The sequence below is a fragment of the Isosphaeraceae bacterium EP7 genome (assembly GCA_038400315.1).
Lineage (GTDB): Bacteria > Planctomycetota > Planctomycetia > Isosphaerales > Isosphaeraceae > EP7.
Window position 1 is genome coordinate 5,629,667 of record CP151667.1, and the last position, 14,570, is coordinate 5,644,236.

Here is a 14,570-nt window from a genome sequence, read left to right on the forward strand (position 1 = left end):
ACGACTCTCGACGCGGCCCGTTCAACGCGGTTGCTTGAGCCGCTCGCGCACGAGATCGGGCAGATACTTAACCGGCAAGGTGCCGTGCGACATCACGGCCTCGTGGAAGCGCCCCAGCTCGAAGGCGTCGCCTTGCTCACGCTGCACCTTCTGCCGGAGCCGGTAGAACGCGGTTCGTCCGGCGAAATAGGTCGAGAGCTGCGTCGAGGACTGCTTCGATCGGATGACTTTCCCGAGGGCCTCCCCCTCGCTCTGGAAGGCTCGGCCTACGAGCAGCTCCATCGCTTGCGTGTCGGTCATGGTCTCGCAATGCATCCTGTGGTCGAGGATCGCGTTGACCACGGCTCGCAGGTAGAACTTCAATTGCTGGAGCCTGAGCTTCAGGTCGCCGTCACCAAACCCCTGGTCAAGCATCATCTGCTCGGTGTAGACGGCCCATCCCTCCGCGAATGTCCCCGATGAGAGGATCAGGCGGATGGGCGACGGGCACCGGTTCGCATATTCGAGCTGCACGTAGTGGCCGGGATAGGCCTCGTGGATGGTCAGGATCTTGAGCATCGCCCGGTTGTATTCTTCCAGATAGCTACGCACCTGCCGCTCATTCCAGCCCGACGGGGGTGGGCTGATGGCGTACTCGCTGGGTGCCTCGCGATCGAGCGGCGGGGCCGACTCCAGGTAGGCCACCGAATTGCCCCGCTTGAACTCGGGCATCTCCAGAATCTTGCAGCGGTCGGGTTCGGGGAGGCGGAGGATGTCTTTCGTGGTGATAAACCGCTTGATCGCGTCGACGGTGGAGCGAGCGTCGCGCACCAATTCCTCGGGCGTGCCGTGATCCCTGGCGATCTCGGCCAGGACGCGCCGGGTCATCGCGCGCCGACCCTCCTCGTCATCGGGAGGGACCGCCTCGATCGGGAACATCGAAGACCAGAGCACCCGAGCGATGACGGCCATCTCGCGCTCGACCCGGGTGGCCTCGGAAAGCGCCTCGGCCAGCAGGTCGTCGGCCGTGATGCCGGCGTCGATCTCCAGATCCAACTTGCGGGCGAACTTCTCCTTGCCGAGCCTCCAGTCTTCGGTCGCCCGGGCCAGCACGTCTCCTTCCAGGTTGCGCTGATGCGTCTTGAGGGCTTCGACGATCGCGTTCGCCCGCTGACCCAGCTCGCCTTGCCCGGCGGGCTCTCCGGCCAGCGTGAACAGCTCGCCTTGATAGAAGCCGATTGCCCCCTTGGTCTGGCGGATGGCCGTCTCCACCATCACGCGCGGGGCCTTGCCGATGGTTGAACGGGCCACGTCGACCAGGGCCGGGATCTTCTCCATCCTCGACAGCACGTTGCGAAGCTTGATCTCTCGCGGCTGTGTCGACTGGCTCAAGATCAGGTAGACGCTGTCCGAGAAATAGTCGCCATAGATCCGCGGATCTTCGACGAACGGATCGGTGTTCTCGGCAAGCCAGATGTTCCGAACGAGATGATGTTCGAGGATGTCGAAGTCGACCCGGCCGTCGCCCGAGAGGCTGGCGCGGTCGACGAGCGTCGGCAAGTCGGCCAGCATCGTCCGGTCGCGTTCGACGTTCGACTTGCGGGCCTCGGGGCTCAGATCATCGAGTTCTGAGTCGAATCGACGATCACCTAGGCGGGTCGCCAGCAGGGGCTCGGCGCGGAAGACCCGCTCGAGATAGTCGCGGAACACGCTCGCGAGCTTGGCGTCTTCGGGCGTGGCGACGCCCGCTATCGCGGCCGGATTGACGATCATCGCCCACCCTCCAAGCAGCAGACAACACGCGGCAAGTCGACGCGGCATGGCATCCCTTCGATGGATCCGAAGCCCGGCCCACGCGTCCGACCGGCCGGCCGTCGTCATTCCGGGCAGGCGGCTACTGTAACGCGACCGGTCCCGTCGGCGTACCCGCCATCAATCCGTCCAGTGTTTCGATCGCCGCGGCCTGGTTCCCTTCGGAAAGATGGATCGAGGCCCGTCTCAGCGCGTCCACATGCTCGACCCGAAACGGCACGGCATCCCTCGCTCCAGGGGCATTCATGGTCAGGCGGGCGGCGATGGCTTCGATCAGCGCGGGGAGCCCTTCGCCGGTCGCGGCCGAGACGGCGAGGGCGTCGACTTGTCCTTCATCCCAGGCGGCGGGCAGGTCGGACTTGTTAGCCACAATCAGGGAGCCGGGAACCTCTGGTTCGCAGTCATCACGGGGAAACGACCGATCGAGGACCACTACGACGAGGTCGGCCCTAGCGTGCCAGCTCCTGGCCGCGACGACCCCGGCCGCCTCGATCGCGTCGCCCGTAAGGCGCAGCCCCGCGGTATCGGCCAGCTCGACGGGCCAACCAACCAGGGACGTCGCCGCGGTCACCACGTCGCGCGTCGTGCCGGGCGTCGGGTCGACGATGGATCGGTCGTAGCCCGCAAGCGCGTTGAGAAGGCGGCTCTTGCCGACGTTGGGACGGCCCGCCAGCGCGACTCGCCAGCCCGTGATGAGCCGGGTGCCGACCTCGGCCCGCTCGATGAGGCGAGCCAGATGGTGCGCGGCAGCCACCGGATCGTGGGAGACCAGGTCGATGATCAGTCGAATTTCGCGGTCCAGCGCCCCGTCGACCTGATCCATCAGGATCTCGGCGGCCCGAGCCGTGGAGGCCGCGGCCAGATCCAGCTCGGCCTGGACGGCAAGCGGCGAGGCTTGACGACTCACGAGCCAGTCGGAGGGAGCCGCCAGCGCGACGCCGGAATCGACGAGCGCGTCGAGCACCAGCGATAACGCGGCCGGCCCGCCGTGGGTGTGGATCTCGACCTCGCAAGCCGCGCCGGGAACGATCGAGACGACCACTTCATCGCCCAGGCCCCGACCGATGCGTCCGAGCCGGGGGCGTCCGGGGTCCGTCCGCGTGAGAGCCCGAGCTCGGTCGGGGCGGAACGCAGAGTCGACCGCGTCGACGGCCCCGTTTCCCCAGACCCGGACGACGGCCAGGGCCCCTCGCCCATCGGCGGTCAGGACGCATGCGCGGGAACCGGCGTCCTGCTCGGACGGGTTCACGGCCGGGCCCCGCGGGCGAGGATCGCCAGGCCTTCGAGGACCAAGTCGGGGGCGACCTCGATTCTCGAGTCGCCCAAACCGGCGGCGATGGTGACGGCATCGCCGCCGCAGAAGACGATCCAGGGAGTGCCCTCGGACTCCTCCGCCTGGCGGGTGAGAAGCTCGCGGGCGATGCCCACGGCCCCCCAGTAGATCCCCGCTTCCATCGCCGGGCGGGTCGAGTCGCCCGATGGTGGCGGCGAGCTCACGGGCGTGATCTGGGGGAGCTGATCGGTTCGCTCTCCCAATGCCCTCGCCATCATGTTCAGGCCCGCCGCGATCGCACCACCGCGCCAGATTCCGTGGTCATCGATCGTCTCCACCGTGATCGCCGTCCCGCAGCAGACGACCTGGCCCGGCCCGCCGACCGGGTGAGCGGCCAGGGCCGCGAGCACCGCCAAGGCCCGGTCGACCCCGGTCGAATCGGGCCTGGCCAACGCGTGGCGGACCTGGACATCAGATGCCGAGGTGAGGAACGTCGTCTGGCCCACGCCCCGGCGCTCCAGGAAGGCGCGGAAGCGGGCCATCACGGGTCGATTCACCGAGGCGACGGTCCACTGCAACTCTTCGGGATCGCAGGGGCAGAAATCGTCCCAGGCGTCGTCCCAGGTGCATGGGTCGTCGAAGACCAGGGCCCTGACGTCGACGAGGCGCCCGGCCTCGTCGAGTCGGCCCCACTTGAGCCGCGAGTTGCCCAGATCGGCCACCAGGTGGGGCAACGCTCAGACCCCCATCGGGGCGGTCGTGTCATCCGTCAGGGACGAGATTTCGCCGCCGGCATCGGTGTCGTGGTCGGCCGGAAGTTCTTCGGGGATCTCGATCTGAGTCAGCTCGGCAAGCCTCGATGTGATCGTGCGGATCAGTTCGGGGATCCCCTTGCCAGTCACGGCGGAGATCGACAGCGGCTCGACCCCGAGCTCGGCGGCGAACCGGTCCCGGGCCTCTTCCGATCCCGTCAGGTCGAGCTTGGTGACGATCAGGAGCTCGGGCCTGGACGAGAGCGCGGGGCTGTAAAGCTCCAGCTCCTTGCGAATCGTCCGGTAGTTAACGATCGGGTCCGAGCCGTCCATCGGCATGGCGTCGACCAGATGGACCAGCAGCCTGGTCCGTTCGACGTGCCTGAGGAATTCATGGCCGAGGCCGTGACCCGAGTGAGCCCCCTCGATCAGGCCGGGGATGTCGGCCACGACGAACGCCTGGTCGCCGTCCCCGTGCACTGTGCCGAGGTTGGGATACTTGGTCGTGAACGGATAATCGGCGATCTCGGGGTGGGCCCGGGAGATGCGCGAGAGCAAGGTCGACTTGCCGGCATTGGGCAGGCCAAGCAGGCCGACGTCGGCGATGACCTTCAATTCGAGCGAGATCTTCCGCTCCTCGCCAACCTGCCCCTGCTCATGCTGGCGTGGGGCACGATTGGTGGACGACTTGAAGTGGGCATTGCCGTGCCCACCTCGACCGCCGCGGGCCGCAATGACTTGGTCGCCGGGGACCTTAAGATCCTTGAGGATGTGCTGGCGTTCCTGGTCGCGGACGATGGTGCCGACGGGGACGTTGATGATGAGGTCGTCGGCCCCCCGCCCCGAGCAGTCGGAGCCCGACCCGTTATCGCCTTTTTCGGCCCGCCAGTGCCGCTGGCTGGAAAGGTGGGCGAGGTTGGTGAGCCCATCGGCGGCGCGGATGATCACGCTGCCGCCGCCCCCGCCGTCGCCACCATTGGGGCCGCCCTTGGGCGCGTATTTCTCGCGACGGAAGGCCAAAGCCCCGTTGCCACCGTCTCCGGCCTTGACGTAGATGGCCACGCGATCGACGAACATGGGAGCACTCTCGCCAGAGGGAGCGGATTCGCTCGACTTCGAGGCGACCTGGAGACGTGAACGAGGTGCCGGAGGTCCGACCCTAAGTTAGGCCGGCTCCCGCACCTCATGGAAGATCAGACGGATCGATCGGGCGGGATTCGCCCGGATGCGACCCTTGATCAGACGGCGACTGCGGCGACGGGGGCATCTTCCAGGATCGGATCGACGTTGATCCGGCGGCCGTCGCGATCGAACCGGACCGTGCCGTCGATCAGCGTGAAGATCGTGAAGTCGCGGCCCAGGCCCACGTTCTTGCCGGGGGTCCAGCGCGTGCCACGCTGGCGGCAGATGATGCTGCCGGCGCGGGCAAACTGGCCGCCGTACAGCTTGATGCCCAGCATCTTCGGATTCGAGTCGCGGCCGTTGCGGCTTGATCCCTGACCCTTTTTATGTGCCATCGACGAAACACCCTCGTTCTCGGACTCTCAGGCGGCCATACCCGGCTCGCCGTGGGCGCAATGCGGTCTCGCCCAGCGGCGGAACGGTAAACCCCGAGCATACCCAAGTCTCACGAATGCTGGCAACCCACGTCGACTTCAGATTCGCGACCTGGGATTGCGCAAGACCTCGCGATTCACCAGGTTCCTGGGGGCTTCCCCGGACAGGATCCGGCGGGCTTCCTGGGCCGCCTTGGTCCGCATCTCCACGAATCCTTCCCCGCTGTAGAACGCCGAATGCGGCGTCAGGATGACCTCGGGGTGCGACCTCAGTCGATCGTCGTCCAGCGGCTCGCGTTCGAAGACGTCGATGCCCGCGCCCGAAAGGTGCCCGGACTCGAGCGCGGCGATGAGTGCCTCCTGGTCCACCAGGCCGCCGCGAGCCGTGTTTAACAGGATCGCGCCCGGGGGCAGAAGGGCGAGCGTCCGCGCATTGATGATGTGATGGCTCGTGTGGTCCAGGTAGCAATGCAGGCTGAGGAATTGACTCTGGGCCAGTAGCGAGTCCAGGTCGTACTCGCGGCGGATGCCCAACGCCTTCTCCATGCCCGGCGGCTGCACCGGATCATAGAAGACGACGTCCAGCCCGAAGGCCTTGGCCCGCAGCGCCGTGGCGATGCCGATCCGGCCGCAGCCGATCAGCCCCAGGGTCTTGCCACGCAGCCTGGGGGCCGACTGCCCCACCTTGTAATCCCAGACGCCGGCCCGCATCGACGCGTCGAGGTGCAGGAGCTTTCGAGTGGTCGCAAGCAGCAACATGATCGCGTGATCGGCGACCTCTTCGGTGCCGTAATCGGGCACGTTGCAGACGAGGATCCCGCGCTCGCCGGCCGCCTTCCAGTCGACATTGTTGTAGCCGACCCCCGCGCGGATCACGGCCTTGCAACGCTCGGCCTTTGCGAAGGTGGCGTCGGTCAGGGCCGCGATGTCGTGGAAGATGATGATGACATCGGCGTCGCGGCAGAGTTCCTCGATGTCGCGCTCGTGCGTCGCGTGGCCGAGCACCAGGTCGGCCAGGCCGGAAAGTTCGGGAGCTTCGAGCGTCGTCTCTTCGAGGAAGTCGGTGATCAGAACTCGCTTCGGGCCAGCCATCGTTGTTCGTCCTTCGGAGGGAGAGGGTCGTTGCGTTCGGCCCGCCGGGCCGGGGCCCGATCGGTGACCAGGTCTGCGTTCGCGTCGAGCCAGGCGACCGTGCCCCCGGGGTCGGCAAGGGCGAAGATCTCCTCGACTCCGTCGCGTCGAGTGAGTCGGACGTAGTCCGGTAGATCTCGGACCATCCCGAGGAACATCCGCGGAGCTTCGACGACCTTGACATCGGACCAATCGCCGGCGGGCAGGCAGAGGGGTTCGTGGTCCGACGAGTCGGGGAAGAACCAGAGACGCGTGTTGGTGCGGACGAGCATCCCCGGCCCCCACGACCAACCGCCACGTCGCCGCGCGGGGCTCGAGCCGATGACCGACTCGAACGCACCCAGGTGGAACGACGCCGCCTCTCCGCCTGAGGACGGCGCGTGCCAGCGTAAGACCGCGGGACGGATGATGAGCCGGACGATCAGGTCGGCCGCGATCGTACAGCCGGCGGCCACCATGAATGCGATGAAGAGGAACCGGGGCGAATAGAAGAAGAAGATCGCCCACCGGGGCAGGGCCGGCGGGTTCGCCAGCTTGCCCGCCTCGCTCCAGAGGGCCATCTCCACAAGCAGGAAGAGGACCATCGAGAGGCGAAACAGGAGGCGTGCGAAGGCCAGGCGAACTTTGGGCCTCGATCTGGCCGCAGGCTCGGTCTCGTTCGACATGGAGACGGACCTCAATGACCCGCAGCTCGCTCGTTTGACCCGGCCGGGGCGCCGCTTCGTTATCGCCGACCGGACGTGTACGATCAAGTCTCTGAGCGATCGACCCCAGACGAGACGAGGGCCGCCCATGCTCCGGATCAAGCCGCTACTAGCCGAGGGGAAGGTCGTCCGCCTCTTCGGCGTCGGCCAGCTGTTCCTCCCCAAACTGGTCGAGATCGTCGGCCGCCACTCCGGCTTCGACGGCCTCTGGATCGACGCCGAGCACGCGGGCCTGACGATGAAGGAGATCGAGCTGGCCACCCTGGCGGCCGACGCGGCGGGGCTCGATCACTTCGTCCGGATGCCCGCGACCGACTATGCCTCGGTCATGCGGGCGCTCGAAGCGGGCGCGCACGGCATCATGGTGAGCATGGTCCGGGAGGCGGCCGACGCCGAGCAGGCGGTGCGCTGGGCCAAGTTCTGGCCGAGGGGCGAGCGCGGCATGAATGGAGGCAATCGGGATGGCCGGTTCGGGCTGACCCCGCTTTCCGAGTATGTGGTCGACGCTAACGCGGAGACGTTCGTCGGCATCCAGATCGAGACCGCCTCGGCGATTGAGCAGATCGACGCAATCGCCGCGGTGCCCGACGTCGACCTCCTGTTCGTCGGCCCCGCCGACCTCAGCCAGGTCCTGGGCGTGCCCGGCCAGTTCGAGCATCCGAAGTGCCTGGCGGCGATCGAGAAGATCGCCGAGGCCTGTGCCCGCGCGGGCAAACCCTGGGGGACCGTGCCGCGTGGGCCCGAATATGCCGCGAGGATGGAGGCCCTGGGCTGCCGGATGTTCGTCATCGGCATCGATATCCACGTCGTCCACGCCGGGATCCGGGCCGCGCTGGAGCGGTACGCGACACTTGGCACCTGATCGCCGACCTCAGGCCCTGGCCACTTCAGAGGCGAGAGGCGATTGACGCGGCCCGGCATCTAATTAGAGTAGGGGCCCCAGAGCCGGGTCGGGCGTTCCTCTCTTGCAGCGACGAGGCAGAGTTTCATGGCGACAGCGATCCTCAATGAGACGCAGCTCGAAGAGCTGCGCCGGTACAACACGCCGACGATCGCGAACGCGATCGAGATCTTCGACGTCCGCCCGCGCCATGTTGGCTTCCTGCCTCATGAGATCCGCTGCCTCCTGCCCGAGATAGGCCCGATCATCGGCTACGCGGTGACGTCGCAGACCAGGGCGCTGCCCAGGCAAGACGATGAGCCGACGGCTGACCTGCTCGGAGACTATCTCCGCTACGTCGCCGCCCAGCCAGGTCCGAAGATCGCCGTGGGGAGTGACCTCGACGATCCGCCGGGTCTTGGAGCCCAGTTCGGCGAGGTGACGGCCACGATCCACAAGAAGCTCGGCTGCGTGGGGCACATCACCGACGGCTGTCCGCGCGACCTCGACGAGGTGGCCAATCTGGACTTCGCCCTCTTCGGCCGCAACCCCTGCGTCAGCCACGGCTACGTCCGCCTGGTCGGCTACGGCAAGCCTGTCCGCCTCGCGGGCGTCGAGATCAAGCCCGGCGACCTTCTGCACGCCGATAAGCACGGCGTCTGCATCATCCCGCATGAAATCGCCTCCAGGCTCGCCGCGGCCTGCGCCGCCGTCGAGGCCATGGAGCGACCGCTGCTGAACGCCTGCACGACCGAGAACTTCTCGCTGGAAAACTACATCGACTTGCGGAACGAGGCCAAGGTGACGATCCGTGAGTGAGACCCGCCAGGTTTCACCCCGACCTCCGTCCGTCGAGGACCGGGCCCGATGACCCATCCGCCCTCCATACTGACGCGGCTCGTCGTCCTTGGGATCGTCCTCGCGCCCCCGTCACCCCTTCGCGGCGACTTGTTGTACTTCAAAGGGGGGGGACGGGCGCAGGTCGCGGCTCGCGTCGAGGGCGATTCGGTCATTGTCGACGCCCCGATGGGGAAGCTCGCCTTCCTGCGATCGGATTTCTTGAAGCTCGTCCCGGGGTTCGACCCCCGGGGGGCCTGGCCGGCACGACGCGAGGCCGTCCGCGACGCGCCGGCCGAGGCCCAATTCCGCGAGGCCTGGTGGGCCCTGGAAAACGGCCTGCCGCGCGAGGCCGTCGCCCTGCTTCGCGACCTTCATGTCGGGCACCCCGATCATCAGCCCACGGCCCGGATGATCGCCGCCTATGACAGGCTCTGCGTCCCCATCGAAGATCCCGACCTCTCCTCGCTCACGCCGGCCCTGGCCCAGGTCGGCCGCCCGCATCGCACGGCTCATCTCCTTCTGTATCATGAAGGGCCCCCCGAGGAGGTCGCCGAACGGGCCGAGATGCTCGAGGACGTGGTCTCGGCCTACCAGCTGATCCTGACCGGTTGGGGACTCGACCTGAAGCCTCCCGCGCATCGGCTCCCCTCGATCTATCTGAAGTCGCGAGCGAACTATCTCGAACTCCTCGGGCAGCAGGGCTCGGCGGCGTTCGCCACCACCCGGGGCTATTACCACCCGACGCTCAGAGTCGTCTTCGCCTACGACACCCGGGGCGACGAGGCCCAGGCCCGATCCAGGTCGCGGATCGCGGCCGTGCAACGCCAAGTTGACGGCTTCGAGACCATGCTGTCGCGAGTTCCGGAATCGGGTCGGGTGCTCATCGAGGCGACCGGTGCCGACGGCAGCCGGAGAGTCACCAAGGCGGAAGCCGGCCGGGTCCTCGACGACAAGGTGCGCGACCTCCGGCGCCTTCGGATGCTGGCCGATCTCGACTGGCGCGCAATCGACCTGGGGATTGCCGCCCACGAGACGATCCATCAGCTGGCCGTCGAGACCGGGCTCGTCCGCCGCTTCGACGACCTGCCGACCTGGCTGCACGAAGGGTTGGCCGCGCAATTCGAGGTCGTCCGGGGTGGCCGCTGGGCCGGATTCCGCAGGGCCCACGACCTGAGGCTCCCCGATGCCCGCAAGCTCTCGCCCCCGCCTCCGCTGGAACCCCTCGTCCGGGGTCGAGGTTTCGGGCCCGGCTACGACCGCGACCGCTATGCCGCCGCCTGGTCGCTCGTCGACTTCCTCGCCAATGAAGCCCCCGTGGGCTTCGTCTCGTTCCTCGAGATCCTTCGCACCTCGCCCCCGAAGTTAGCCGATGATCGGGGCGATCGGGCCTGGAACGCCTTCAAGCTCAGCCTGACCGCTCCGACATCGGACCTTCAGCGAGACTGGCATCGCCACCTGAACGATCGCCGGACACCCCTCGAAGAGGAAGCCCCGCCCCCATAGACTCCTTCTCGGAACATTTTGAAGACCGGAAACCCCGGACAGGCCCGAAGTTTCGCCGAATTCCTCGATAACAAGACATTTTGTCTAAGCGAATGTTGCTCCCGGGCAACACGCCGAGGTCGTCCTCAAAAAATGCGTGAGCAAATGACCCTTTACGTAAAGGAAGACGGGAAGGCCACTTAATGCATCCATCCAGCTAAACATCGGCAGGAACGATTGTCCGGCATTTTCCGGCCGCATCGTCGCCCCTACCATGCTTAAGTACGATCTTTCTCGTGCGTCACGGGCTCGCTAGACTAGAGTAAATCTATCGTAAGTTGGCAGGACGCAGATCGTCATCAAGGGCTTGAGTCGCGATGTTCAGGCGGCTCGTGCGACGAGATTTTCCGGGATGCCGGCCCGCGATGTGATCTGCGGCCCGGTCGCTAACTTCCTTCTCGTGGCGAAAGTACGAATCCATGGCCCGCGCGAAAAACTCTCCCGAGGCGGTCAGGACAAAACATTCCTTGGCGGAACGCTTACGTACGCTGAGGATCGAACTGTATGGCGAGCGTGGCGGCCCCGAGCTGGCGCGTAGCCTGGGGATCCCGGTGCGGACCTGGTACAACTACGAGGCGGGCGTGACCGTCCCGGCCGAGGTCGCCCTGAAGATCGTCGAGCTGACGTCCGTGGAGCCGCTCTGGCTGCTGCGGGGCACAGGCGTGAAGTTCCGCGAGGAGTCGGGCCCGGGCGAGACCCGTCGTGAGACCAGCGTCGCAGGCCTGCTGCGCCAGGCCATCGAACGGCTCGAGCAAGGCAGGGACTCAAACAGGGCCGAGGGCGAACAGGGGCGCTCCGTCCACGAGCTTCCCGGCACCCCCGAAGACCACGTCGAAGATGGCTCGGACTTCGTCCTGATCGCGGTCGAGGACGAAGGCCGGGTGGCACTTTCGCGAGTCTCGGGGCCGCGTTACATCGCCGCCAGGCGCGAATGGCTCTCGGCCGAGCGCGACTGCCGATGCGTCCAGGTCGAGGGAGATGCCATGGCGCCGATCATCTCGGCAGGCGCCTACGTCGCATTCGCCGAGGCCGAGGAAGCCGCCTCGACGCTCGACGGAAAGCTCGTGGTCGTCTGGATCGAGGGGCAGCCGATGGTCCGCTGGTTCCAGTACAGCGGCCAGTTCGCCCTGCTGAAGACGGAGAATACCTCCGCCGAGATGGCCACCACGCTCGTCGAGCTCGACGCGATCCGCGCCTCAGGCCGGGGCATCCGCCGGGTCCTCTGGATCAACACACCTCATTGACCCGCCGTCATCGGGGCCCCAGATGACCGCCTCGCCCAGGCAGGGGACGATCATGATCTTGCCGTCGCCGATTCGACCCGTGCGGGCCTGCCCCTGAATGGCCCGCACGGCCGCCTCGGCATCCACGGCCCGCACGAAGAGGGTCAATTCCACCTTGGGCAGGAACGACGAGTTATACTCGCTGCCCAGATAGCGGCTCAGCCGGTTCTTCTGCCGGCCATAGCCCATCGCCTCGCGGACGGTCCCTCCCAGGATCTCGACCCCTTCCAGGGCCGCCAGAACCGCCTGGGCTCGATACGGCTTGACCGTCGCGATGATGCAGACCAACACTCACCTCGGATCGTCCCGGCGAACACCCGGCCCGACACCCGAGCCGCGTCCACGAGTTGTACGGGGCGGGGCGTCTGCTTGACAAGGCGATTGAGGGAGCGGAGATTTGAAGGGACGTGCCCCGGCGATCCGATCCGGGGCCTGCCCTCTTGCGGTTCGAGGTGACGCATGCGACGGGTCTCGGTCTTGCTCTTCTCCGCGTCACTACTCGTCGCGACCGGCTGCGGCCTGAAGCGCTATGAGCAGCGCATGGACCTCAGCTTAGAAAAGCTCAAATACGAGAAGCGCCTCGCCGACAATCTGGCCCCGCCGCCCACCGATCCCAGGTTCCAGGAGCTGGGCATCTACGTCCGCCCGCCCAAAGGGCTGGAGCTGACCAAGGTCTTCCAGCTAGGCGACGTGCCGCCCGGCCTCTATGACGTGGAAGCCAGCTTCATCGAACCACAGAAGCAGCAGATGCACATCGTCGCCCGCAACAAGCAGGCCGCCAAGAAGGCCGTCCCCAAGGGCCAGGCAGCCCCGCCCAAGGCGGCACGCAACGACTTTAATGCCGACGTGCTGCAGGGCATGCTGGGCCCGGTCTACGGCGTGACCGAAGAGGTTCAGCTCACGAAGCTCAAGGATGAGACCAAGAAGGCACCCCCGGGTGTCGGGGCGGGCAACAAGTTCAAGCGTCTTCTGTTCCAGGTGGCGACGGGCGCGACCACCAGCGACGTCCAGGTCTACATCTACAAGCAGGACCCGTACGACGTCGCCTTCGTCTTCGTCTTTCCCACCGGTGACGCCAATAAAGCGGCTTCCAAGATTGAGCTGACCCTCGAATCGTTCGCGGTCGGCGAGCGTGCCAGGCGTATCTTCTCGGGCGGCAGCGCCGACGAGGAGGGAGAAGGCGTGGAGACCGGCGGCGGGGTCGCCTTCTGACCGGCCGTTCGATCGCTCATCCCATCCTGTCCATCGCGTCCGACGGCCTGCGTCGGCACGCGATCGGGCCCTGGGCTGATCCCTCTCTCAGGGATCAGCCCGTCAGGAACCGCTGCCGGTCAGGGTCACGCTCTCACGCCAGGCCTTGCGAGCCTCCAGGTCTTCGACATCACCCAACAGTTCTTCGCGGATGATGGAGATGCCCTGGGGGGCCTCGATCCCGAGCCTGACCTGATTCTTGTCGAGCTTGACGACGATGATCCGGATGTCGTCGCCGATCAAAATCCGTTCCGACCGCTTGCGGCTGAGTACGAGCATCGTCGCCTCCTGGTGTCTCCGGGGCCCATCCCTTGGGCATCCCGGTCCGTGGTCTTCATCCTGCAACCACTAAGACTTCGCGTTTCAAGCCCGATCCACGACAGAGATTCGCCGATCCTGGGCCAAACTTGAACGGTTCCGCAAAAATCAATCAATTCGACCCGCACGGCCGGCCCCCTTGGGTCGCTTCAACCTGAACGGGATCATCCAGTTAAGGGCGAAATGATTGAGCCTGCGAGTGTCAAGCAATTCGTGAATTCCGGTCCCGCGGCAGACCTCTCCGGTCGCCTCGCGGATCTCCCAGTCCGAGATCCATCGCAGGTAGAACGGCCCTGAATCGACGAGCGAGCGAGGACGGACAAGGATCTCGGCCCCGTCGGCGGAGATCCGGATCAGGCCCGGGAATGGGATGCCGAACCCGGACCGAGCGGGTTCGTCCATGATAATGGCGGCGGGGCTGCTGGACTCGGATTGAGCCTCGCCGGCGTGGGATAGCCAGAGCGATCGATGGTTCCCGTCCTCGGTCATCGAGTCGTAATAGACGCAGGTCCGATCGCCCAGATGGGCCCGTCCCCAGCCCCATCGGCGCACCGAGACGGAAAGCTCGTGGGCACCGGCGTTGTGATCGTGATAGCCACGCCCTCGGAATTCCAGGGGAGGCGTGCCGTCGATGACGATCTCCCCCTCAACCCGGCAGTCGGCGGCCGCCAGGATCCAGGTATGGGGCGAGCCCGGGGTGCCCAGTTCTGACTCGAAGGGCACGGTGGCCGCCGCGGGCCGGAATCGAAGCTTGGCTCGGATTCGCCTGCGGCCGTCGACATCCGGGACATCGACCTTGATCAAATAGCCTTCGTCGTCCCGCGACACGACGCTCCCGGCCACATCAACGCGGAATGGGCGGGCGGTCTGAGTAAAATCGTCGCGTCGATGGACATTGAGCGCGAACGCCCGTGTTTCCGCGCCGGGCTGGCCAGGCCAACGCCGGGGCGGCCCAGGCTCACCCGGGCGATACCAGCTGATCCCGACCGCGCAGTGGTCGAGCGGATCGGGCGCCACCCCTCGCCCCGTGCGGAGGACTTTCCGCGATGGGACCCCATAGGCGGGGTCGAACGGACATCCCGCGTAGAAGATGATCACGACAGCGTCGCGGCCGTCGTCGGAGATGGCGTCGAAGTACCACCACTCCTGAGAGCCAGGCGTCTTCCTCGCGAAGAAGCGGTCGGGGTCGGGCGTCAAGGCCGCCGGTTCGTTCAAGGGACGTTCCGCCTCTTGCTCGCGGGAGTTGAGA

At 66.5% G+C, this 14,570-nt stretch carries 15 protein-coding genes; 5 read left to right on the top strand and 10 right to left on the bottom strand.

From position 1 onward, the window contains the following. Nucleotides 1–21 precede the first annotated feature (21 nt). From EP7_RS22160 to EP7_RS22190, 7 genes are all read right to left on the bottom strand, one after another. A complete protein-coding gene (locus EP7_RS22160; RefSeq protein ID WP_463524316.1) occupies nucleotides 22–1,752 on the bottom strand; it encodes a DUF885 domain-containing protein in 1,731 nt (576 codons plus the stop codon). 121 nt (nucleotides 1,753–1,873) lie between these two features. After that, nucleotides 1,874–3,040 carry a GTPase gene (locus tag EP7_RS22165; protein WP_463524317.1) on the bottom strand — a complete coding sequence of 389 codons (1,167 nt, stop codon included), beginning with the start codon at nucleotides 3,038–3,040 and terminating at the stop codon, nucleotides 1,874–1,876. Continuing rightward, nucleotides 3,037–3,798: a type III pantothenate kinase gene (locus EP7_RS22170; RefSeq protein WP_463524318.1), complete on the bottom strand. Its 762-nt coding sequence runs from the start codon at nucleotides 3,796–3,798 to the stop codon at nucleotides 3,037–3,039. The genes EP7_RS22165 and EP7_RS22170 overlap by 4 nt, the downstream gene beginning before the upstream one ends. Before the next feature lie 3 nt (nucleotides 3,799–3,801). Further along, nucleotides 3,802–4,893: a GTPase ObgE gene (obgE, locus tag EP7_RS22175; protein WP_463524319.1), complete on the bottom strand. Its 1,092-nt coding sequence runs from the start codon at nucleotides 4,891–4,893 to the stop codon at nucleotides 3,802–3,804. A gap of 161 nt (nucleotides 4,894–5,054) precedes the next feature. Continuing rightward, entirely contained in the window at nucleotides 5,055–5,333 is a 279-nt protein-coding gene (rpmA, locus tag EP7_RS22180) for a 50S ribosomal protein L27 (RefSeq protein ID WP_463524320.1), read from the bottom strand. Between the two features lie 138 nt (nucleotides 5,334–5,471). Next, complete coding sequence (locus tag EP7_RS22185) at nucleotides 5,472–6,464, bottom strand: C-terminal binding protein (protein ID WP_463524321.1); 993 nt, start codon at nucleotides 6,462–6,464, stop codon at nucleotides 5,472–5,474. Next, nucleotides 6,440–7,168, bottom strand: coding sequence for a hypothetical protein (locus tag EP7_RS22190; protein WP_463524322.1), 729 nt, complete (start codon nucleotides 7,166–7,168; stop codon nucleotides 6,440–6,442). Before EP7_RS22190 ends, EP7_RS22185 begins: the two co-directional genes overlap by 25 nt. 127 nt (nucleotides 7,169–7,295) lie before the next feature. Here EP7_RS22190 and EP7_RS22195 point away from each other — a divergent pair, with 127 nt between their 5' ends. The 4 genes from EP7_RS22195 (at nucleotide 7,296) to EP7_RS22210 (ending at nucleotide 11,713) form a co-directional block, all read left to right on the top strand. Then, nucleotides 7,296–8,069 (top strand): HpcH/HpaI aldolase family protein, encoded by a 774-nt coding sequence (locus EP7_RS22195; protein ID WP_463524323.1) that lies wholly within the window; start codon nucleotides 7,296–7,298, stop codon nucleotides 8,067–8,069. A 126-nt stretch (nucleotides 8,070–8,195) separates the two neighbouring features. Next, a complete protein-coding gene (locus tag EP7_RS22200; protein ID WP_463524324.1) occupies nucleotides 8,196–8,906 on the top strand; it encodes an RraA family protein in 711 nt (236 codons plus the stop codon). A 48-nt stretch (nucleotides 8,907–8,954) separates the two neighbouring features. Then, complete coding sequence (locus tag EP7_RS22205) at nucleotides 8,955–10,430, top strand: DUF1570 domain-containing protein (RefSeq protein WP_463524325.1); 1,476 nt, start codon at nucleotides 8,955–8,957, stop codon at nucleotides 10,428–10,430. Nucleotides 10,431–10,936: 506 nt separating this feature from the next. Further along, nucleotides 10,937–11,713: a S24 family peptidase gene (locus EP7_RS22210; protein WP_463524326.1), complete on the top strand. Its 777-nt coding sequence runs from the start codon at nucleotides 10,937–10,939 to the stop codon at nucleotides 11,711–11,713. Here EP7_RS22210 and EP7_RS22215 read toward each other — a convergent pair. Beyond that, complete coding sequence (locus tag EP7_RS22215) at nucleotides 11,666–12,040, bottom strand: P-II family nitrogen regulator (RefSeq protein WP_463524327.1); 375 nt, start codon at nucleotides 12,038–12,040, stop codon at nucleotides 11,666–11,668. The two genes, EP7_RS22210 and EP7_RS22215, sit on opposite strands and share 48 nt — an antisense overlap. Nucleotides 12,041–12,211: 171 nt before the next feature. Between EP7_RS22215 and EP7_RS22220 the strand changes: the two genes are divergently transcribed. Then, nucleotides 12,212–12,964 carry a hypothetical protein gene (locus EP7_RS22220; RefSeq protein ID WP_463524328.1) on the top strand — a complete coding sequence of 251 codons (753 nt, stop codon included), beginning with the start codon at nucleotides 12,212–12,214 and terminating at the stop codon, nucleotides 12,962–12,964. Nucleotides 12,965–13,066: 102 nt separating this feature from the next. Here the strand turns inward: EP7_RS22220 and EP7_RS22225 are convergent, their stop codons facing one another. Further along, nucleotides 13,067–13,282, bottom strand: coding sequence for a carbon storage regulator (locus EP7_RS22225; RefSeq protein WP_463524329.1), 216 nt, complete (start codon nucleotides 13,280–13,282; stop codon nucleotides 13,067–13,069). A 147-nt stretch (nucleotides 13,283–13,429) separates the two neighbouring features. Further along, entirely contained in the window at nucleotides 13,430–14,536 is a 1,107-nt protein-coding gene (locus EP7_RS22230) for a hypothetical protein (protein ID WP_463524330.1), read from the bottom strand. Nucleotides 14,537–14,570 lie beyond the last annotated feature (34 nt).

Excerpts from the sequence above, each read along its gene's own strand:
- EP7_RS22200 (WP_463524324.1), top strand. The coding sequence starts at position 8,196 with ATGGCGACAGCGATCCTCAATGAGACGCAGCTCGAAGAGCTGCGCCGG.
- obgE (WP_463524319.1), bottom strand. The coding sequence starts at position 4,893 with ATGTTCGTCGATCGCGTGGCCATCTACGTCAAGGCCGGAGACGGTGGC.
- EP7_RS22195 (WP_463524323.1), top strand. The coding sequence starts at position 7,296 with ATGCTCCGGATCAAGCCGCTACTAGCCGAGGGGAAGGTCGTCCGCCTC.
- EP7_RS22205 (WP_463524325.1), top strand. The coding sequence starts at position 8,955 with ATGACCCATCCGCCCTCCATACTGACGCGGCTCGTCGTCCTTGGGATC.
- rpmA (WP_463524320.1), bottom strand. The coding sequence starts at position 5,333 with ATGGCACATAAAAAGGGTCAGGGATCAAGCCGCAACGGCCGCGACTCG.
- EP7_RS22185 (WP_463524321.1), bottom strand. The coding sequence starts at position 6,464 with ATGGCTGGCCCGAAGCGAGTTCTGATCACCGACTTCCTCGAAGAGACG.
- EP7_RS22160 (WP_463524316.1), bottom strand. The coding sequence starts at position 1,752 with ATGATCGTCAATCCGGCCGCGATAGCGGGCGTCGCCACGCCCGAAGAC.
- EP7_RS22190 (WP_463524322.1), bottom strand. The coding sequence starts at position 7,168 with ATGTCGAACGAGACCGAGCCTGCGGCCAGATCGAGGCCCAAAGTTCGC.
- EP7_RS22225 (WP_463524329.1), bottom strand. The coding sequence starts at position 13,282 with ATGCTCGTACTCAGCCGCAAGCGGTCGGAACGGATTTTGATCGGCGAC.
- EP7_RS22220 (WP_463524328.1), top strand. The coding sequence starts at position 12,212 with ATGCGACGGGTCTCGGTCTTGCTCTTCTCCGCGTCACTACTCGTCGCG.